Source organism: Pseudomonas fluorescens group sp. PF-1 (assembly GCF_054481335.1).
The window spans coordinates 1,282,350-1,300,694 of sequence record NZ_JBTMNG010000002.1 but is presented as its reverse complement, the minus strand read 5'-3'; the positions used below and the strand labels follow the sequence as shown (position 1 = coordinate 1,300,694).

The window sequence follows — 18,345 nt, the reverse complement described above, 5'->3', positions numbered from 1 at the left end:
ACTCCTAAATATCCCGTTCAGAGGCACGCGCGGCCTCGTATAATGCGCGACATTATGGGCGGTCCGATACCGCCTGCAACCCTCTCAGGACGTGCTTAATGCTCAAGGCGCTGCGTTTTTCCGGCTGGCCGCTACTGGCCGGCGTGCTTGTCGCTCTGTTGATAATCCAGCGTTACCCGCAGTGGGTCGGGCTGCCAAGCCTCGACGTCAATCTGCAGCAAGCCCCGCAGACCACCAGCATGCAGCAAGGTCCGGTGTCCTATGCTGACGCAGTGACCACGGCCGCGCCATCCGTGGTGAACCTGTACACCACCAAAGTCATCAACAAACCCAGCCACCCGTTGTTCGAAGATCCGCAGTTCCGCCGTTTCTTCGGCGACAACTCGCCCAAGCAGAAACGCATGGAGTCGAGCCTCGGTTCGGGCGTGATCATGAGCCCGGAAGGCTACATCCTGACCAACAACCACGTGACCAGCGGTGCCGACCAGATAGTGGTCGCGCTCAAGGACGGGCGCGAAACCCTGGCCCGGGTGATCGGCAGCGACCCGGAGACCGACCTCGCGGTGCTGAAGATCGATTTGAAGAACTTGCCGGCGATCACTGTCGGCCGTTCCGACAACATCCGTATTGGCGATGTGGCCCTGGCCATCGGCAACCCGTTTGGTGTCGGCCAGACCGTGACCATGGGCATCATCAGTGCGACCGGGCGTAACCAGTTGGGCCTGAACAACTACGAAGACTTCATCCAGACCGACGCCGCGATCAACCCTGGCAACTCAGGCGGAGCGCTGATCGACGCCAACGGCAACCTGACCGGCATCAACACGGCGATTTTTTCCAAGTCCGGTGGCTCCCAGGGCATCGGCTTCGCGATCCCGATCAAACTGGCAATGGAAGTGATGAAGTCGATCATCGAGCACGGCCAGGTGATTCGCGGCTGGCTGGGTATTGAAGTGCAGCCATTGACCCAGGAGCTGGCGGAGTCCTTCGGTCTTTCTGGACGCCCGGGCATCGTCGTCGCCGGGATTTTCCGCGACGGCCCGGCGCAGAAGGCTGGCCTGCAATTGGGCGATGTAATCCTCAGCATCGACGGCGAACCGGCCGGTGATGGCCGTCGCTCGATGAATCAGGTCGCGCGGATCAAACCGACTGACAAGGTCACTGTTCAAGTGATGCGCAACGGCAAGGAACTCAAGCTCACCGCGGAAATCGGCTTGCGTCCACCGCCGGCTCCGGTGAAGGAAAAAGAAGAAAACTAAACCTGGCCCGAGCATTTCGGGCCATTGGCAGACATTCTCATTAGATATGTTATATTGTTTCAATTCTGGTAATTGGAACAACATAACATGTCGTCTCGAACAAAGGCCTCCGTGGCAAGTCTTGCCCTCGGGCTGCTGGGGAATCCGGTCTTAGCCGAAGAACCGCAAACCCTCGAACTGGACGCAATCAGCGTCACTTCAGATTACGAATCCGCCACCGGCCCAGTCGATGGCTACCGCGCCACCCGCTCTTCCAGCGCAACCAAAACCGACGCCGCCATTCGCGACATCCCGCAATCGATCAGCGTGATTCCCGTCAGTGTGCTCGACGACTTGGGCAGCATCAGCGTCGAGCGTGCACTGGACTTCGCGGGCGGCGTGTCTAAACAGAACAACTTCGGCGGCCTGACGCTCTACGAATACAGCGTGCGCGGCTTCACCACCTCGGAATTCTACAAGGACGGATTCAGCGCCAATCGCGGCTACCCGAGCACGCCGGACGTGGTGAGTATCGAACGCATCGAAGTGCTCAAAGGCCCTGCTGCCAGTCTTTACGGTCGAGGCGATCCGGGCGGTACGGTGAATATCGTCACCAAAAAGCCCCGGCCCGAAGCCTTCGCCACCCTGCACACCAGCGCTGGCAGTTGGGATCGCTACCGCACCGCGCTGGACGTCAACACCCCATTGGATGAGTACGGCAACGTGCTGTCGCGGGTAAACCTGGCCATCGAGGACGGCCAGAGCTTTCGCGATCACGTTGACCGTGAGCGGGTGTTCGTCGCGCCCTCCTTCAGTTGGCAACTCAATCCCGACACGACGCTGCTGGTGGAAAGCGAGTTCGTGCGCCACCGCTCCACGTTCGACCGCGGCATCGTCGCGCCGAACAACGCGTGGAGCGGCGTTTCTCGTTCGACCTTCCTCGGCGAACCCAACGATGGCGACATCGACAACCACAACAACCTGCTGCAAGCCGCGCTCGAACATCACCTGAATGACGCCTGGAAACTGCGCCTGGCCAGTCACTACAAGCAAGGCAAACTCTGGGGCTTTGCCTCGGAAGCGCGCGCCTTGAATGCCGATGGCCACACCGTCAACCGTCGCTACCGCGAGCGTGACAACGATTGGCACGACAGCATTACCCAACTCGAACTGCGCGGATTATTCGACACGGGCCCGTGGCAGCACGAACTACTGATCGGCAGTGAATACGAGAACTACCGCAAGAACGAGCGCGTGACGACCATCGCCGGCAGCCCCTACGCCATCGACATTTTCCAACCGGTCTATGGCCAGCCGAAACCGGGCGGTGCACGTTCCGGCACTGACTTCTTCGAACACGTCGAAAGCCGAGCCCTGAACCTGCAGGATCAGATCCTCTTCACTGACACGTTGCGAGGCATGCTCGGTGCGCGTCTCGAACGGTTCGAGCAAAGCATCGACGATCACACGCGCAACTCCACCAGCCGCCAGCACCACGACGCCCTTACGCAACGGGCCGGACTGCTGTATCAGCTGACACCCGAAATCGGCCTGTTCGCCAACGCCTCCACTTCGTTCAAACCGAACAATGGCCTGGACGCCGCCGGCAGATCCTTTGATCCGGAAGAAGGTGTTGGCCATGAAATCGGGATCAAGAGCGAGCTGTTCGACGACCGTTTGAGCAGCACCCTCGCCGCCTTCCATATCGAAAAGAAAAACGTCCTCGCCCTCGACCCGGGCACCGACACCAGCCGCGCCATGGGCAAGGCCCGCAGCCAGGGATTCGATCTGCAAGTCGCCGGGCAAGTCACCGATGCCGTACGGGTGATCGGCGCGTTCGCCTACATCGATGCTGAAGTCACCGAAGGCGACAAGGTCATTCCAACCGGGAGCCGCATTCTCGGCGTCGCCAAACACAGCGGCAGTCTGCTGGGGGTTTATGCGTTTCAGGACGGTCGCTTGCGCGGTTCAGATCTCGGTGCGGCCTTCACCTATGTCGGTGACCGCTCGGGCGAAGCCGGTAGCGACTTCGAATTGCCGGCTTATCACACGGTCGACCTGCTGGCCCATTACAAGGCCAGCGACAACGTCACTGTGGGCCTGAACCTCAACAACATTTTCGACGAGAAATACTTCGAGCGTTCCTACAGCAACTACTGGGTCAACCCCGGCGAGCCGCGCAACTTCACCGTCAGCCTGACACTCACTCTATAAAAGGACGTCCCCATGCCCTCTCTCAAATCCCTGGCCCTGCTCGGTCTATTGTTCACCCATGAGGTCTCGGCCCATGGTCTCTGGACCGAACAACGTCGCGGCAACATTGAAGTGATTTACGGCCACGGCGCCGAGGACAATGCCTTCAAGGCGCAGAAAATCAGCGGCGCCTGGGCGTATGACATCAGCGGGAAAATGATTCCGGTGACCGTCCAGCGCCTGCCTGATCACGCGCGCCTGCAACCGCTGAAAGCGCCCGCGGTGATCGCCGTGGCACTGGACAATGGCATGTGGTCGCAGACCGCCGACAAGAAATGGGTCAACGAGGGGCGCAGCAAAGTACCGGGCGCGATCGAGTCGACACAGACGTTCAAGTACAGCCTGGCGATTTATCAGCCGGCCGCCAGGTTGCCCAGGCTTGATCAGCTGAAGTTGCTGATTTTGCCGGAGGTCGATCCGCTGACCGTGGGGCCGGGCAATTCGCTGCCGGTGCGTGTGCTACTGGATGGCAAACCGGCGGCCGGGGTGAAGTTGGTGGGTGACTACCGCAATGCGCCGAACACCTTGAGCACCGAAACCGACGCGCACGGCCGGGCGCAAGTGCTGGTGCGCAATGAAGGGCTGAATGTGATTTCGGCTCAGGTGGAAGTGCCGGTGAAGGACAGCGCTGACGTGAGCAGTCGTGGTTTGTTCAGTTCGCTGACATTCCTGGGCGAACCGCATCACGAGTAAGTCAAAACAACACTAAACACTGTGGGAGCGAGCTCGCTCCCACAGGATCGGGGATGGTTTACAGATCGCCTAAACCGTCGATCAATGCCTGGTTCTGCTCAGGCGTACCGATGGAAATCCGCAGGAACTGCGCAATCCGCTCCTGCTTGAAGTGCCGGACGATCACGCCTTGCTCACGCAACTTCGCCGCCAGCCCCGCCGCATCGTGCTGCGGGTGACGGGCGAAAATGAAGTTCGCTGCCGACGGCAATACTTCGAAACCCTTGGCCTGCAGCTGTGCAATCAACTGCTCGCGACTCTCGATGACCAGCCGGCACGTCTTGTCGAAGTACTCACGATCTTCAAACGCGGCCGCCGCACCGACATTCGCCATCCGATCCAGCGGATAGGAGTTGAAGCTGTTCTTGATCCGCTCCAGCGCCTCGATGAGGTCAGGATGACCCACCGCCAAACCTACCCGCAGACCCGCCAGGGATCGGGACTTGGACAGCGTCTGAGTCACCAGCAGGTTCGGATAACGGTCCACCAGACTGATCGCGGTTTCTCCGCCGAAGTCGATGTAAGCCTCATCCACCACGACCACCGAATCCGGGCTGGCCTTGAGGATTTGCTCGATGGCGTCGAGGGCCAGCAGGCAACCGGTCGGCGCATTCGGGTTGGGGAAAATGATCCCGCCATTCGGCTTGGCGTAGTCCGCCGGGTCGATCCGGAAGTGCTCGTCCAGCGGCACCGCATCAAAACGGATGCCATACAGACCACAGTAGACCGGATAGAAGCTGTAACTGATATCCGGGAACAGCAGCGGCTGATCGTGCTGCAACAGGCCGTGGAAAATGTGCGCCAGGACTTCATCGGACCCGTTGCCGAGGAACACCTGATTGCTCTGCACGCCGTAATACCCGGCGACCGCATTCTTGAGCAGATCGCTGTTCGGATCCGGGTACAACCGCAGGTTGTCGTTCAGCTCGGCCTGCATGGCGGCCAGTGCTTTGGGCGATGGGCCATACGGGTTTTCGTTGGTGTTGAGCTTCACCAGTTTTGCCAGTTTCGGCTGCTCGCCCGGTACGTAAGGCACCAGATTCTTGACGAACGGGCTCCAGAATTTACTCATGCTCAGTTTCCCTTTTGTTCGTCAACGATACGGTATTCGGCACTGCGGGCGTGGGCGGTCAGCGACTCGCCACGGGCCAGCACGGAAGCGGTTTTGCCCAGCTCGGACGCCCCCTGCTCGGAGCAGAAGATGATCGACGAGCGCTTCTGGAAGTCGTAAACACCCAGCGGCGAGGAGAACCGCGCGGTGCCGGAAGTCGGCAACACGTGGTTGGGGCCCGCGCAATAGTCGCCCAAGGCTTCGGAGGTGTGACGGCCCATGAAGATCGCACCGGCGTGGCGGATCTGCGGCAGCCAGGCTTGCGGATCGGCTACCGACAACTCCAGGTGCTCCGGCGCGATGCGGTTGGCCACTTCGATGGCCTGGGCCATATCGCGAACCTGGATCAGCGCACCACGACCATTGATCGAGGTTTCGATGATTTGCGCGCGCTCCATGGTCGGCATCAGCCTGGCGATGCTGGCGGCCACTTTGTCGAGGAAATCGGCGTCGGGGCTGACCAGGATCGCCTGGGCGTCTTCATCGTGTTCGGCCTGGGAGAACAGGTCCATGGCGATCCAGTCCGGATCGGTCTGACCGTCGCACACCACGAGGATCTCGGACGGGCCGGCGATCATGTCGATACCGACCTGACCAAACACGTGGCGCTTGGCGGTGGCGACATAGATGTTGCCCGGCCCCACCACTTTGTCGACCTTCGGCACGCTTTCGGTGCCGTAGGCCAGCGCGGCGACAGCTTGTGCACCGCCAATGGTGAACACGCGGTCGACGCCGGAGATGCAGGCGGCGGCCAGCACCAGCTCATTGATCTCGCCACGGGGAGTCGGCACCACCATGACCACTTCGGTCACACCGGCCACCTTGGCTGGAATGGCGTTCATCAATACTGACGACGGGTACGACGCCTTGCCGCCCGGCACATACAGGCCGGCGCGGTCCAGCGGCGTGACCTTCTGGCCCAGCACCGTGCCGTCGGCCTCGGTGTAAGTCCAGGAGTCCTGTTTCTGCTTTTCGTGGTAGCTACGCACGCGGGCCGCAGCTTTTTCCAGGGCTTCGCGCTGCGCTACCGTGATGCGCGTGAGCGCCAGTTCCAGGCGTTCGCGCGGCAGGATCAGGTCGGCCATTGACGCGACATCGAGCCCGTCGAATTGACGGGTGAATTCCACCAGCGCGGCATCGCCACGCTCGCGCACGGCCTTGATGATGTCCAGCACCCGCTGATTGACCGAGTCGTCAGACACACTTTCCCAGCTCAGCAGATGATCCAGATGATGTGCGAAATCCGGGTCAGCAGCGTTGAGTCGGCGAATTGCAGTCGGTGCGGTCATAGCGAGAGCCTCATAGGATTGGCAAAAACTCAGGCGCCCTAACTTAGCAGTCGTTTCCGCTTGGGCACCTGAGAATTCTGGCTATGAGGCGGATAGACGGGCGCGACTCAAGGTCGCGCAGGTGAATCAGCCGCGGTGTCGAGACTCCACTGCCTTGCGCAGGGTGTCGATCAACGCCTGAATACGGGCGTGTTGCATTTTCATCGAAGCTTTGTTGACGATCAGCCGGGAGCTGATGGCAGCAATGAAGTCCTGTGGCTCCAGACCGTTGGCCCGCAGCGTGTTACCCGTGTCGACCACGTCGATGATCTTGTCGGCCAGGCCGATCAGCGGCGCCAGCTCCATCGAACCGTAAAGCTTGATGATGTCGACCTGGCGGCCCTGTTCGGCGTAGTAACGCTTGGCAACGTTGACGAATTTAGTGGCGATACGCAGACGGCCCTTGGGCTCGACTGCGCCGACCTTGCCGGCCGTCATCAGTTTGCACTGGGCAATTTGCAGGTCCAGTGGCTCGTACAGGCCCTGGCCGCCGTATTCCATCAGCACGTCTTTACCGGCGACACCCAGGTCGGCGGCGCCATGCTCGACGTAGGTCGGCACATCGGTGGCACGCACGATCAGCAGGCGTACATCTTCCTGGGTCGTGGGGATGATCAGCTTGCGACTCTTGTCCGGATTCTCGGTCGGCACGATGCCTGCTTCAGCCAGAAGCGGCAAGGTGTCATCAAGGATGCGGCCCTTGGACAGTGCGATGGTCAACATGGGAAACGTCAGTCCTTATCAAGGTACTCATGCCCGGTCGCAAACGGCGCCGGACACACGTCGAGCCGGAATCCGGCTCGACTTCAACAATTCAACGGGCATGTCCTTATGCCCATGCAGCAGGAACTAGCCCGGTACGCGGCGAATCTTGGCGCCGAGCATCTGCAGTTTCTCTTCGATGCACTCGTAACCACGGTCGATGTGGTAAATGCGATCGATCAGGGTATCGCCTTCGGCGATCAGCGCCGAGATGACCAGGCTGGCCGAAGCACGCAGGTCGGTCGCCATGACTGGCGCGCCCTTGAGCTTTTCGGTGCCGGTCACGATGGCGGTGTTGCCTTCGACCTGGATCTTGGCGCCCATGCGGTGCAGTTCGTAAACGTGCATGAAGCGGTTTTCGAAGATCGTCTCGATCACGGCGCCCGTGCCTTCGGCAATGGCGTTGAGGGAAATGAACTGCGCTTGCATGTCAGTCGGGAACGCCGGATACGGTGCAGTGCGCACGTTGACGGCTTTCGGCCGCTTGCCGTGCATGTTCAGTTCGATCCAGTCTTCGCCGCAGGTGATTTCCGCCCCCGCTTCCCGGAGTTTTTCCAGAACGGCTTCGAGGATGGTTGGATCGGTGTCCTTGACCTTCACGCGACCGCCAGTCACCGCAGCGGCGACCAGATAGGTGCCGGTTTCGATACGGTCGGGCATCACTTTGTAAGTGGTGGTGTGCAGACGCTCGACGCCATCAATGGTGATGGTGTCGGTGCCAGCACCGGAAACCTTGGCGCCCATGGCGTTCAGGAAGTTCGCCAGGTCGACGACCTCAGGCTCGCGTGCGGCGTTGGCCAGTACACTGCGGCCCTTGGCCAGAGCGGCGGCCATCATGATGTTCTCGGTACCGGTCACACTGACGGTGTCGAAGAAGAAGTGCGCGCCACGCAGGCCGCCTTCCGGCGCCTTGGCCTTGATGTAGCCGCCTTCGACGTCGATGACCGCGCCCATGGCCTCGAGGCCACGGATGTGCAGGTCAACCGGACGCGAACCGATGGCGCAACCGCCAGGCAGTGCGACTTCGGCTTCACCGAAACGGGCAACCATCGGGCCCAGTACCAGGATCGACGCACGCATGGTTTTCACCAGCTCGTACGGAGCGATCAGGGTCTTGATGGTGCGCGGGTCGATTTCGACGGCCAGTTTCTCGTCGATGACAGGCTCGATGCCCATGCGACCGAACAGCTCGATCATGGTGGTGATGTCGTGCAGGTGCGGCAGGTTCGCCACAGTCACAGGGCCATCGCACAGCAGCGTCGCAGCCAGGATCGGCAGGGCAGAGTTCTTTGCCCCGGAGATGCGGATCTCGCCGTCAAGACGAGCTCCGCCAGTAATAATCAATTTATCCATAAGAATCTCGACGCCCTTGGGCTCAGGTGCGCTCGGCCCAGGCCGCGCTGCTGAAAAATTTCATAGTGACCGCGTGGATGCTGCCATCGGTGATCCACGGGTTCAAATGGGCATAGATCTGCTGCTGACGCTTGACCGGGCTCAATGCCGCCAGTTCATCGCTAATCACGTTCAGCTGGAAATTGCAGCCTTCGCCCTCAACTTCTACCTGAGTTCCTGGCAGCTTTCCTTCAAGGAAGCTCTTCACTTCGGTGGCCTGCATGCTCAACCTCAATCGGCGCCCTGTGCGCGCGGGTCGGACATCATACAAAAAAGCCCCGCGCCTGCGAACCCCGCGAAGCAGGACTCTGACGGGGGGCTACTTTATCGATGCGGGTTAGGGATGCGCCAACAGCTCGGTCAGCTCACTGACCTGAGCAATTTCGCGCATGTCTTCGGGCATCCCGCGGATGCTCAGCGCCTTGCCGGCCGCCTGGGCATCTCGCATGAAGCACAGCAGCAAGGACAGGCCAACACTGCTGGACTTCTCCACCGCCGAACAATCGATCACCAGGGCCGCAGCCTTGCTGGACTTGATCAGCGCCTGCCCCTGCTCCCGCAGGCCTGGGCCGGTGCGGTAATCCAGCACGCCACTGAGCAACAGTTCGCCGGTTTCGTTCATGCGAACGGCAGAATCACTCATTGGGCTGGCTTCTGGTCGGTTTTTTCGGTAGCGGCCTTGGCTTTGGCAACTTCCCCTGCCCAATTGTCGATGGTCGCCTGCAGGTTGTTGCCATTGCGCGACATTGCATCGGCGAACTGATCGCGGAACAGCTTGCCGATGTTGATGCCGTTGATGATGACGTTGCGCAGCTTCCACTCGCCATTGATCTTCTCGAGTGTGTACTGCACTGGATAGATCGCGCCATTGCTGCCCTTGACCGTCATGCCGACGCTGGTGCGGTCGCCCGACTCATCCTTGGCAGGGTCAACGACGATGCCCTGGTTGTTGTACTCAAGCAGCGCATTGCCATAGAACTGGAACAAACCTTTCTTGAAGTTTTCTTCAAAGGTCTTCATTTGCTCAGGGGTGGCTTTACGCGAGTACTTGACCGTCATGATGCTCTTGGAAATACCTTCGGCATCCACCACGGGGCCGACGATGGTGTTCAGCGCCGCATAAAAGTCATTCGGGTCCTTCTTGTATTTCTCTTTGTTGGCCGCCAGGTCGGCGAGCAACCGATTGGTCGTGTCCTGTACCAGATCGTGCGCGGAAGGCGCCGCCACGGCATTAGCTACCAACGGCAGGGCCGCGAGCAATACCAACAGGCCACGTCGCAAGATTGAGATCATTTAACAGCTCCTCATTTGGCGTCTTTGCTAACGGTATTGAGCAGGAATTTACCGATCAGGTCTTCCAGCACCAGCGACGACTGGGTGTCGTGGATGGTTCCGCCATCCTTGAGCAAGGCTTCTTCCCCGCCCACGCTGATACCGATGTACTTCTCGCCCAACAGGCCAGCCGTCAGGATAGATGCAGTGGAGTCGGCGGGCAGGTTATCTACGCGTTTTTCCACCTGCATGGTCACCCGACCGGTGAAACTGTCACGATCCAGATCGATTGCGGTGACCTTGCCGATGGTGACACCCGCCATGGTCACTTTGGCTCTGACCGTCAAACCGGCGATATTGTCAAAGTATGCATAAAGTTTATAGGTGTCGGTGCTCGGGCTCGGCGAGAGGCCACTGACCCGCAGCGCCAGCAGCAACAAAGCCAGGATGCCAGCCAGCAAGAAAAGGCCGACACCGATTTCCAGGGTGCGGTTTTGCATCAGAAATCTCCAAACATCAAAGCGGTCAGAATAAAGTCCAGGCCCAGCACTGCCAGGGAGGCATACACCACGGTCTTGGTAGTGGCACGACTGATCCCCTCGGAAGTGGGCTCGCAGTCATAGCCTTGGAATACGGCGATCCAGGTCACGACAAAGGCGAAGACGATGCTTTTGATGATGCCGTTGAGCACATCATCCGTGAACGTCACGCTGTTCTGCATGTTCGACCAGTAGGAGCCGTCATAGACACCCAGCCAGTCAACCGCTACCCACGAACCGCCCCAAATGCCCACCACGCTGAAAATCATGGCCAGCACCGGCAGGGAAATGAAGCCGGCCCAGAGGCGCGGGGCAATAATGTACTTGAGCGGGTCGACCCCGATCATTTCCAGGCTGGACAGCTGTTCGGTGGACTTCATGTTGCCGATTTCCGCCGTCAGCGCCGAACCGGCACGCCCGGCAAACAGCAACGCAGTGACCACGGGCCCCAGTTCGCGCAGCAGCGTCAGCGCCACCATCTGCCCGACCGCCTGCTCCGAACCGTAGCTGGACAGAATGTTGAACCCTTGCAGCGCCAGTACCATGCCGATGAACACACCGGAGACCACGATGATCACCAGGGACATCACGCCCACCGAGTGCAGCTGTTTGACCAGCAAGCCAAAACCGCCGCCAATACCGCCACGCCCGAGAAGCGCGTGAAACAGAAATATGGCCGAACGACCGAACACCGACAGCACATCGATGCCGGCCTGGCCGAACCGGCGCACTCGCTCTATAAGTGAAATCTTGCGCATCAACGCTTCCCCAGAAGATCTGCGCGGTAGTCCGTCGCTGGAAAGTGATAGGGGACCGGACCGTCCGGATCGCCTGTCATGAATTGACGGATACGCGGCTCGTCCGAGTTCATCAGCTCGTCAGGCGTGCCCTGCCCCAACACCTGCCCGTCGCCGACCACATAGATGTAGTCGGCGATGCTCGCGGTTTCGGCCAGGTCGTGGGAGACCACGATGCTGGTGATGCCCAATGCATCGTTGAGCAAGCGGATCAGGCGCACCAGTACGCCCATGGCGATAGGGTCCTGACCGACAAAGGGCTCGTCGTACATGAGAATTTGCGGATCGAGCGCAATCGCCCTCGCCAGCGCGACGCGGCGCTTCATGCCGCCTGACAGCTCGTCGGGCATCAGATCAAGGGCGCCGCGCAAACCCACGGCCTGCAATTTGAGCAGGACGATATCGCGGATCATTTCTTCCGGCAGTTGGGTGTGAACACGCAGCGGAAAGGCGACGTTCTCGAAGACATCGAGGTCGGTAAAGAGTGCGCCGCTCTGAAACAGCACGCCCATGTGCTTGCGGGCGTCGAACAGATCGCTGCGCGACAGTTCTGGCAGGTTCTGACCGTTGACCCAGACTTCGCCTTTGGTAGGCCGCAATTGTGCGCCCATCAACCGCAACAGCGTGGTCTTGCCACACCCGGAAGGCCCCATGATGCCGGTGACCTTGCCGCGGGGAATACGGATATCGACGTTATTGAAAATGCTGCGCGCACCGCGCTTGAAGGTCAGTCCCTTCAGCTCGACCGCGTAGGCGTTATCGGCACTCATCTAAACTCCTTGCGATGCAGCCTCTCACTCGGACGCCTGGCTTCCTGACAAAAGCACATCCGCCGAGCGGGCCGAACTGGCGGCGAACTATATCACTGCAATGGCCACGCGCCCAAGGCCAATGCCGAGCCATATTCAGCAACAAGACAGGCAAAAACGCTCATTTAGAGGGATTGAGCAGCATGGAGAGACAATGCTCGACAAACTTGCGTGAGGGTTTCGATCATAACCGCTATAATCGCCGCCTTTTCATCAGGCTATACGATTCAGACATGAGCCAATCCAGCGACCTGATTCAATCAGCACAACGCACCATCCGCCTCGAGGTAGAAGCCGTACAAAGCTTGCTGCCGCATATCGACGCAGATTTCGTACGCGCCTGCGAGATGATTCTGGCCAGCAAAGGCCGCGTAGTCGTGGTCGGCATGGGCAAGTCGGGGCACATCGGCAACAAGATCGCCGCCACCCTGGCCAGCACCGGCACCACCGCATTTTTCGTGCATCCGGCCGAAGCCAGCCACGGCGACATGGGAATGATCACCCGCGACGACATCATCCTGGCGCTGTCGAACTCCGGCTCGACCAATGAAATCGTCACCCTGCTGCCACTGATCAAGCGTCTGGGCATCCAGCTGATCAGCATGACCGGCAACCCGAACTCGCCGCTGGCCAAGGCCGCCGAGGTCAACCTGAACGTTCACGTCGAGCACGAAGCTTGCCCGCTGAATCTGGCCCCCACTTCCTCTACTACGGCGGCGCTGGTCATGGGCGACGCCCTGGCCGTCGCACTGCTGGAAGCGCGCGGCTTTACCGCCGAAGACTTCGCCTTTTCCCATCCCGGTGGAGCATTGGGCCGACGCCTGCTGCTGAAGGTGGAAAATGTCATGCACGCCGGGCAAGAGTTGCCACAGGTTCAGCGCGGCACCTTGCTCAAGGATGCGCTGATGGAAATGACCCGCAAGGGCCTTGGCATGACAGTCATCCTCGAGGCCGACGGCAAGCTGGCCGGGATCTTCACCGACGGCGACTTGCGCCGCACCCTGGACCGCAGCGTCGACATCCATAGCGCCACGATAGATCAGGTCATGACCGTGCACGGCAAGACCGCCCGCGCCGAGATGCTCGCCGCCGAGGCCCTGAAAATCATGGAAGATCATAAAATCAACGCATTGGTCGTGGTCGACAGCGAAGACCGCCCGGTCGGCGCCTTGAACATGCACGATTTGCTGCGTGCAGGAGTAATGTAATGAGCGCGGACCTGCTGCAACGCGGCCAACACATCAAACTGGCAGTATTCGATGTCGATGGCGTCCTGACCGACGGGCGCCTGTACTTTCTCGAAGACGGCAGCGAATTCAAGACCTTCAATACCCTCGACGGCCAGGGCATCAAGATGCTGATGGCGGCCGGCGTCCAGACCGCGATCATCAGCGGCCGCAAAACCCCGGTGGTTGAGCGACGGGCGAAAAACCTTGGCATCCCGCATCTGTACCAGGGGCGCGAAGACAAACTGGTGGTGCTCGACGAGCTTCTCGGCCAACTCAACCTAAGCTATGAGCAGGTCGCTTATCTAGGCGACGACCTGCCGGACCTGCCGGTCATTCGCCGCGTCGGCCTGGGCATGGCGGTGGCCAATGCCGCAAGCTTTGTGCGTGAACACGCTCACGGAGTAACCCTGGCCCGCGGTGGCGAGGGTGCCGCCCGCGAATTCTGCGAATTGATCCTGCGCGCCCAGGGCCGTCTCGATGCGGCCAACGCCGCGTACCTGTGAGCCAAACCATGCTGAACAAAAAAATTCGCAACATTCTGGTGTTCGGTTGCATTGCGGCGATTTTCGCCGCGGTCGGCTATTGGAACATCAGCCCGGAACGCTTCCTCGACAAACCGATCGCGCATGTCGACGAAAGCGAAATCGATTATTACGCTACCAACGCCCACAGCGTGCAGTTCCTGCCTGATGGCAGGCTTCAATACGAAATGACTTCCGACAAAGTCGAGCACCTCAAAGCAAGCGAAGTCACGCTGCTGACCAACCCTGACCTGAACATGTTCCGCGGCACCGAGTTCCCGTGGCACGTCCAGAGCGAAAAAGGTGAGGTCAACCCGGACGGCACGCAGGTTGAATTGATCGATTCGGTACGCATCACGCGCTTTGATGAAAAAAACCGCAGAACCCTGATCACCACCACTCGAATGACGGTGTTCCCGCAGCAACAATATGCGCAGACCGAGCAACCCGTTAGAATCGACGGCGCTGGCGGCGTATCGACCGGTACCGGAATGAAAGCGTATTTGAAAGAAAGCAGGATACACCTGCTATCGAACGTAAGAGGACAGTATGAGGCTCGTTAAAACCCTCCCTATTTTGCTCAGTCTGGGCGCAGCACTGGGAAGCGTGAGCGCCTGGGCTCTGCCGAACGATCAAGAGCAGCCTATCCGCATTCAAGCCGACGACGCCCAACTGGACGACAAGAATGGCGTTGCCACCTACAAAGGTGACGTGATCATTACCCAGGGCTCGATGAAGGTCACCGGCAACACCGTGACCATCACCCGCACGCCGACCGGCGATATCGATGTAGTGACCTCTGTAGGCAACCTGGCCTACTTCGAACAACTGCAAACCCAGGGCGACACCAAGCCTGTCCAGGGCTGGGGAGTGACCATCCAGTACCACGCCGCGCAAAACCGCGTCGTACTGATCGATCGCGCCAAAGTCATCGACAAGGACAACAACACCACCCAGGGCGAAAAAATCGTCTACGACACCGTCAAGAAGCTTGCGAGCGCTGGCCGTGCGACAGGTAACAAGGTCACCGAAGCGCGTCCGCGCATCGACATGGTGATCCAGCCGAAGAAGAAAACCGACGAGCAAAAGGCCCAGTAATGGCAACTCTGAAAGCTCAGCATCTGGCCAAGAGCTACAAGAGCCGCCAGGTCGTCCGTGATGTCAGCCTGTCCATCGACAGCGGTCAGATCGTTGGCCTGCTAGGCCCTAACGGCGCCGGCAAGACCACCTGTTTCTACATGATCGTAGGCCTGGTACAGGCCGATCAGGGCCGCGTACTGATCGACGACCTGGACGTCAGCCACCAGCCAATGCACGGCCGCGCAAAGGCCGGTATCGGCTATCTGCCGCAAGAAGCGTCGATCTTCCGCAAACTCTCGGTCGCCGACAACATCATGGCGATCCTGGAGACCCGCAAGGAACTCGACAAGGCCGGTCGCCGCAAGGAGCTGGAAAGCCTGCTGCAGGAATTCCACATCAGCCACATCCGCGACAACCTCGGCATGAGCCTGTCCGGTGGCGAACGCCGCCGTGTGGAAATCGCCCGGGCATTGGCCACCAACCCGAAATTCATCCTCCTCGACGAGCCCTTCGCCGGCGTGGACCCGATTTCGGTAGGCGACATCAAACAGATCATCCATCACCTCAAGGCCAAGGGCATTGGCGTGCTGATCACCGACCACAACGTCCGTGACACCCTCGACATCTGTGAAACCGCCTACATCGTCAACGATGGCCAATTGATCGCCGAAGGCGACGCTGCAACCATCCTGGCCAACGATCTGGTCAAGGAAGTGTATTTGGGCCATGAGTTCCGCCTGTAAGCACCGAGGTGTCTGGCTAGTCGACCGAGCGCTTGTCTCGATAAAAAATCAACACTTTTTTATTGTTACAGCGCTCTAGGCAAACACTTCAGTTTCAGGCATATAATTTGCTTATGTTTGGCGCTCCGGCGCCCTGTAGTGGATGGCGCATGTGCGCCGGCGAATAAGGTGTTTAGCCCCTGCCATGAAACCATCGCTAGTCTTAAGAATGGGCCAGCAGCTGACGATGACACCGCAGCTGCAACAGGCCATCCGCCTGCTCCAATTGTCGACCCTGGACCTGCAACAGGAAATCCAGGAGGCCCTGGAGTCCAATCCGATGCTCGAACGCCAGGAAGAAGGCGACGACTTCGATAACAGCGACCCCTTGGCCGACAACGCCGAACAGAAACCCAACCCCGACATTCAGGAACCCTCCTACCAGGAAAGCGCACCGACGGTTGATAACCTCGAGGAAGGCGACTGGAACGAGCGTATCCCCAACGAACTGCCCGTCGATACCGCCTGGGAAGACGTTTACCAGACCAGCGCCAGCAGTCTGCCGAGCAACGATGACGACGAGTGGGATTTCACCACCCGCACATCGGCCGGTGAAAGCCTGCAAAGCCATTTGCTGTGGCAATTGAACCTGGCGCCCATGTCCGACACCGATCGCCTGATCGCCGTGACCCTGATCGATTGCATCAACAATCAGGGCTACCTGGACGAGACGCTCGAGGAGATACTCGAAGCCTTCGACCCGGAGCTGGACATCGAGCTGGACGAAATCGAAGCCGTCCTGCACCGCATCCAGCAATTCGAACCCGCCGGAATCGGCGCCCGCAACCTGGGCGAATGCCTGCTGCTGCAATTACGCCAGATGCCGGCCAAAACCCCTTGGCTCGCCGAAGCAAAGCGCCTGGTCATCGACTACATCGACTTGCTCGGCAGCCGCGATTACAGCCAGCTGATGCGCCGCATGAAGCTCAAGGAAGATGAGCTGCGCCAGGTGATCGAACTGGTTCAAAGCCTTAATCCGCGCCCGGGCTCTCAAATCGAATCCACTGAAGCCGAATACGTGGTTCCCGACGTGATCGTGCGCAAGGACAACGAACGCTGGCTGGTGGAACTCAACCAGGAATCGGTACCGCGTCTTCGGGTCAACGCCCAGTACGCCGGTTTCGTGCGTCGCGCCGACACCAGCGCCGACAACACGTTCATGCGCAATCAGTTGCAGGAAGCCCGCTGGTTCATCAAGAGCCTGCAAAGCCGCAATGAAACCCTGATGAAAGTTGCCACCCAGATTGTCGAGCATCAGCGCGGCTTCCTGGAGTACGGCGACGAAGCCATGAAACCGTTGGTCCTGCATGACATCGCCGAGGCGGTTGGCATGCACGAGTCGACAATTTCACGGGTGACCACACAGAAATTCATGCATACCCCTCGGGGCATATATGAACTGAAGTACTTTTTCTCCAGCCATGTCAGCACCTCCGAAGGCGGCGAATGCTCGTCCACGGCGATCCGCGCGATCATCAAAAAACTGGTTGCCGCGGAAAATCAGAAAAAGCCGTTGAGTGACAGCAAGATCGCTGGTTTACTGGAGGCACAAGGCATTCAGGTGGCTCGCCGCACCGTCGCCAAGTACCGCGAATCCCTTGGGATCGCGCCTTCGAGCGAACGCAAGCGGTTGATGTAGAGCCACGCCACAGCGTTCCAGTGGTAGGTCATTTGATCTACCGCTTTATGCACTGGCAACGAAGGAGAAGCTGTATGCAAGTCAACATCAGTGGACACCAACTGGAAGTGACCGAACCTCTTCGCACCTACATCGGCGAAAAACTCCAACGGTTAGAGAGGCACTTCGACAAGATCACCAACGTACAGGTCACGATGACCGTCGAAAAGTTGAAGCAGAAAATCGAAGCCACGCTGCATATTCCCGGCAATGAAGTGGTCGCGAACGCGGAACATACCGATATGTACGCGGCGATCGACGCACTGACCGACAAGCTGGATAAACAACTCAAAAAGCATAAGGAAAAGACCCAGAGCCTCCTCCAGGGCGCTACCGGTCGTTAACACCCCCAACCCATGATCCGACTTGAAAGCATCCTGACCCCCGGCCGTTCACTTGTGAACGTGCCGGGCGGCAGTAAAAAGAAAGCCCTCGAACAAATTGCCAACCTGATCGCCCGGGAAGTGCCGGATCTGGAGATGCAAGATGTCTTCGAGGCGTTGATTGCCCGTGAAAAACTCGGCTCGACGGGTTTTGGCAACGGCATCGCCATTCCCCACTGTCGCCTGAAGGGCTGCTCTTCACCCATCAGTGCCCTGATGCACCTCGATGCCCCCATAGATTTCGACGCCATCGACGGCGCACCGGTTGACCTGTTGTTCGTTCTACTGGTCCCGCAAGCCGCTACCGATGCGCACCTGGAACTTTTGCGCCAAATTGCCAGCATGCTCGACCGCAAGGAAGTGCGCGAAAAACTGCGCAGCGCCCCGAGCAATGAAGCCTTGTATCAGGTTGTCCTGGACGAGCAAAACGGTCAGTAAT

21 protein-coding genes are annotated in these 18,345 nt (G+C 59.4%); 11 read left to right on the top strand and 10 right to left on the bottom strand.

Annotated features, from left to right (window positions below):
* Positions 1-98: 98 nt before the first annotated feature.
* The 3 genes from algW to ACX3YD_RS20540 all read left to right on the top strand — a co-directional run bounded on the left by algW (position 99) and on the right by ACX3YD_RS20540 (position 4,184).
* Positions 99-1,259: a Do family serine endopeptidase AlgW gene (gene algW / locus ACX3YD_RS20550; RefSeq protein WP_103403980.1), complete on the top strand. Its 1,161-nt coding sequence runs from the start codon at positions 99-101 to the stop codon at positions 1,257-1,259.
* An 87-nt stretch (positions 1,260-1,346) separates the two neighbouring features.
* Positions 1,347-3,452, top strand: coding sequence for a TonB-dependent siderophore receptor (locus tag ACX3YD_RS20545; RefSeq protein ID WP_458960859.1), 2,106 nt, complete (start codon positions 1,347-1,349; stop codon positions 3,450-3,452).
* A gap of 12 nt (positions 3,453-3,464) precedes the next feature.
* Entirely contained in the window at positions 3,465-4,184 is a 720-nt protein-coding gene (locus ACX3YD_RS20540) for a DUF4198 domain-containing protein (RefSeq protein ID WP_103403982.1), read from the top strand.
* A gap of 58 nt (positions 4,185-4,242) precedes the next feature.
* On the opposite strand, the gene hisC is transcribed toward ACX3YD_RS20540, so the two are convergent.
* The 10 genes from hisC to ACX3YD_RS20490 all read right to left on the bottom strand — a co-directional run bounded on the left by hisC (position 4,243) and on the right by ACX3YD_RS20490 (position 12,194).
* Entirely contained in the window at positions 4,243-5,295 is a 1,053-nt protein-coding gene (hisC, locus tag ACX3YD_RS20535; RefSeq protein WP_103403983.1) for a histidinol-phosphate transaminase, read from the bottom strand.
* A 2-nt stretch (positions 5,296-5,297) separates the two neighbouring features.
* Complete coding sequence (gene hisD / locus ACX3YD_RS20530) at positions 5,298-6,623, bottom strand: histidinol dehydrogenase (RefSeq protein WP_047537758.1); 1,326 nt, start codon at positions 6,621-6,623, stop codon at positions 5,298-5,300.
* 126 nt (positions 6,624-6,749) lie between these two features.
* Entirely contained in the window at positions 6,750-7,385 is a 636-nt protein-coding gene (gene hisG / locus ACX3YD_RS20525) for an ATP phosphoribosyltransferase (RefSeq protein ID WP_008018703.1), read from the bottom strand.
* Between the two features lie 126 nt (positions 7,386-7,511).
* The gene (murA, locus tag ACX3YD_RS20520; protein ID WP_090467169.1) at positions 7,512-8,777 is read right to left on the bottom strand and encodes a UDP-N-acetylglucosamine 1-carboxyvinyltransferase; all 1,266 of its coding nucleotides are present in this window, start codon (positions 8,775-8,777) and stop codon (positions 7,512-7,514) included.
* Between the two features lie 22 nt (positions 8,778-8,799).
* Positions 8,800-9,039, bottom strand: coding sequence for a BolA family protein (locus tag ACX3YD_RS20515; RefSeq protein ID WP_047537750.1), 240 nt, complete (start codon positions 9,037-9,039; stop codon positions 8,800-8,802).
* A gap of 114 nt (positions 9,040-9,153) precedes the next feature.
* Positions 9,154-9,459, bottom strand: coding sequence for an STAS domain-containing protein (locus tag ACX3YD_RS20510; protein ID WP_047537747.1), 306 nt, complete (start codon positions 9,457-9,459; stop codon positions 9,154-9,156).
* Complete coding sequence (locus ACX3YD_RS20505; RefSeq protein ID WP_047537745.1) at positions 9,456-10,109, bottom strand: MlaC/ttg2D family ABC transporter substrate-binding protein; 654 nt, start codon at positions 10,107-10,109, stop codon at positions 9,456-9,458. The genes ACX3YD_RS20510 and ACX3YD_RS20505 overlap by 4 nt, the downstream gene beginning before the upstream one ends.
* Positions 10,110-10,120: 11 nt before the next feature.
* The gene (mlaD, locus tag ACX3YD_RS20500) at positions 10,121-10,588 is read right to left on the bottom strand and encodes an outer membrane lipid asymmetry maintenance protein MlaD (RefSeq protein WP_047537743.1); all 468 of its coding nucleotides are present in this window, start codon (positions 10,586-10,588) and stop codon (positions 10,121-10,123) included.
* The gene (mlaE, locus tag ACX3YD_RS20495; RefSeq protein WP_103403984.1) at positions 10,588-11,385 is read right to left on the bottom strand and encodes a lipid asymmetry maintenance ABC transporter permease subunit MlaE; all 798 of its coding nucleotides are present in this window, start codon (positions 11,383-11,385) and stop codon (positions 10,588-10,590) included. Before mlaE ends, mlaD begins: the two co-directional genes overlap by 1 nt.
* Positions 11,385-12,194, bottom strand: a complete 810-nt coding sequence (locus ACX3YD_RS20490) for an ATP-binding cassette domain-containing protein (protein ID WP_458960858.1) — start codon at positions 12,192-12,194, stop codon at positions 11,385-11,387. The genes mlaE and ACX3YD_RS20490 overlap by 1 nt, the downstream gene beginning before the upstream one ends.
* Before the next feature lie 272 nt (positions 12,195-12,466).
* Between ACX3YD_RS20490 and ACX3YD_RS20485 the strand changes: the two genes are divergently transcribed.
* From ACX3YD_RS20485 to ptsN, 8 genes are all read left to right on the top strand, one after another.
* Entirely contained in the window at positions 12,467-13,441 is a 975-nt protein-coding gene (locus ACX3YD_RS20485) for a KpsF/GutQ family sugar-phosphate isomerase (protein ID WP_458960857.1), read from the top strand.
* The gene (locus ACX3YD_RS20480) at positions 13,441-13,965 is read left to right on the top strand and encodes a KdsC family phosphatase (RefSeq protein WP_103403986.1); all 525 of its coding nucleotides are present in this window, start codon (positions 13,441-13,443) and stop codon (positions 13,963-13,965) included. The genes ACX3YD_RS20485 and ACX3YD_RS20480 overlap by 1 nt, the downstream gene beginning before the upstream one ends.
* A gap of 8 nt (positions 13,966-13,973) precedes the next feature.
* Positions 13,974-14,546 carry an LPS export ABC transporter periplasmic protein LptC gene (gene lptC, locus ACX3YD_RS20475; protein ID WP_047537727.1) on the top strand — a complete coding sequence of 191 codons (573 nt, stop codon included), beginning with the start codon at positions 13,974-13,976 and terminating at the stop codon, positions 14,544-14,546.
* Complete coding sequence (gene lptA, locus ACX3YD_RS20470; RefSeq protein WP_047537724.1) at positions 14,533-15,081, top strand: lipopolysaccharide transport periplasmic protein LptA; 549 nt, start codon at positions 14,533-14,535, stop codon at positions 15,079-15,081. Before lptC ends, lptA begins: the two co-directional genes overlap by 14 nt.
* Positions 15,081-15,806, top strand: a complete 726-nt coding sequence (gene lptB, locus ACX3YD_RS20465) for an LPS export ABC transporter ATP-binding protein (RefSeq protein ID WP_047537722.1) — start codon at positions 15,081-15,083, stop codon at positions 15,804-15,806. The genes lptA and lptB overlap by 1 nt, the downstream gene beginning before the upstream one ends.
* Positions 15,807-15,990: 184 nt before the next feature.
* A complete protein-coding gene (locus ACX3YD_RS20460; protein ID WP_458960856.1) occupies positions 15,991-17,484 on the top strand; it encodes an RNA polymerase factor sigma-54 in 1,494 nt (497 codons plus the stop codon).
* Between the two features lie 74 nt (positions 17,485-17,558).
* Positions 17,559-17,867 carry a ribosome hibernation-promoting factor, HPF/YfiA family gene (gene hpf, locus ACX3YD_RS20455; protein ID WP_047537716.1) on the top strand — a complete coding sequence of 103 codons (309 nt, stop codon included), beginning with the start codon at positions 17,559-17,561 and terminating at the stop codon, positions 17,865-17,867.
* 12 nt (positions 17,868-17,879) lie between these two features.
* Complete coding sequence (gene ptsN / locus ACX3YD_RS20450) at positions 17,880-18,344, top strand: PTS IIA-like nitrogen regulatory protein PtsN (RefSeq protein ID WP_047537713.1); 465 nt, start codon at positions 17,880-17,882, stop codon at positions 18,342-18,344.
* Position 18,345: the final 1 nt, after the last annotated feature.

What these genes read in the sequence shown, in the direction of transcription:
- ACX3YD_RS20540 (WP_103403982.1), top strand. Translation starts at nt 3,465, where the DNA reads ATGCCCTCTCTCAAATCCCTGGCCCTGCTCGGTCTATTGTTCACCCAT.
- lptC (WP_047537727.1), top strand. Translation starts at nt 13,974, where the DNA reads ATGCTGAACAAAAAAATTCGCAACATTCTGGTGTTCGGTTGCATTGCG.
- hisC (WP_103403983.1), bottom strand. Translation starts at nt 5,295, where the DNA reads ATGAGTAAATTCTGGAGCCCGTTCGTCAAGAATCTGGTGCCTTACGTA.
- mlaD (WP_047537743.1), bottom strand. Translation starts at nt 10,588, where the DNA reads ATGCAAAACCGCACCCTGGAAATCGGTGTCGGCCTTTTCTTGCTGGCT.
- algW (WP_103403980.1), top strand. Translation starts at nt 99, where the DNA reads ATGCTCAAGGCGCTGCGTTTTTCCGGCTGGCCGCTACTGGCCGGCGTG.
- ACX3YD_RS20480 (WP_103403986.1), top strand. Translation starts at nt 13,441, where the DNA reads ATGAGCGCGGACCTGCTGCAACGCGGCCAACACATCAAACTGGCAGTA.
- ACX3YD_RS20505 (WP_047537745.1), bottom strand. Translation starts at nt 10,109, where the DNA reads ATGATCTCAATCTTGCGACGTGGCCTGTTGGTATTGCTCGCGGCCCTG.
- mlaE (WP_103403984.1), bottom strand. Translation starts at nt 11,385, where the DNA reads ATGCGCAAGATTTCACTTATAGAGCGAGTGCGCCGGTTCGGCCAGGCC.
- hpf (WP_047537716.1), top strand. Translation starts at nt 17,559, where the DNA reads ATGCAAGTCAACATCAGTGGACACCAACTGGAAGTGACCGAACCTCTT.
- ptsN (WP_047537713.1), top strand. Translation starts at nt 17,880, where the DNA reads ATGATCCGACTTGAAAGCATCCTGACCCCCGGCCGTTCACTTGTGAAC.
- murA (WP_090467169.1), bottom strand. Translation starts at nt 8,777, where the DNA reads ATGGATAAATTGATTATTACTGGCGGAGCTCGTCTTGACGGCGAGATC.
- lptA (WP_047537724.1), top strand. Translation starts at nt 14,533, where the DNA reads ATGAGGCTCGTTAAAACCCTCCCTATTTTGCTCAGTCTGGGCGCAGCA.
- ACX3YD_RS20460 (WP_458960856.1), top strand. Translation starts at nt 15,991, where the DNA reads ATGAAACCATCGCTAGTCTTAAGAATGGGCCAGCAGCTGACGATGACA.
- ACX3YD_RS20485 (WP_458960857.1), top strand. Translation starts at nt 12,467, where the DNA reads ATGAGCCAATCCAGCGACCTGATTCAATCAGCACAACGCACCATCCGC.
- ACX3YD_RS20545 (WP_458960859.1), top strand. Translation starts at nt 1,347, where the DNA reads ATGTCGTCTCGAACAAAGGCCTCCGTGGCAAGTCTTGCCCTCGGGCTG.
- hisG (WP_008018703.1), bottom strand. Translation starts at nt 7,385, where the DNA reads ATGTTGACCATCGCACTGTCCAAGGGCCGCATCCTTGATGACACCTTG.
- lptB (WP_047537722.1), top strand. Translation starts at nt 15,081, where the DNA reads ATGGCAACTCTGAAAGCTCAGCATCTGGCCAAGAGCTACAAGAGCCGC.
- ACX3YD_RS20510 (WP_047537747.1), bottom strand. Translation starts at nt 9,459, where the DNA reads ATGAGTGATTCTGCCGTTCGCATGAACGAAACCGGCGAACTGTTGCTC.
- hisD (WP_047537758.1), bottom strand. Translation starts at nt 6,623, where the DNA reads ATGACCGCACCGACTGCAATTCGCCGACTCAACGCTGCTGACCCGGAT.
- ACX3YD_RS20515 (WP_047537750.1), bottom strand. Translation starts at nt 9,039, where the DNA reads ATGCAGGCCACCGAAGTGAAGAGCTTCCTTGAAGGAAAGCTGCCAGGA.
- ACX3YD_RS20490 (WP_458960858.1), bottom strand. Translation starts at nt 12,194, where the DNA reads ATGAGTGCCGATAACGCCTACGCGGTCGAGCTGAAGGGACTGACCTTC.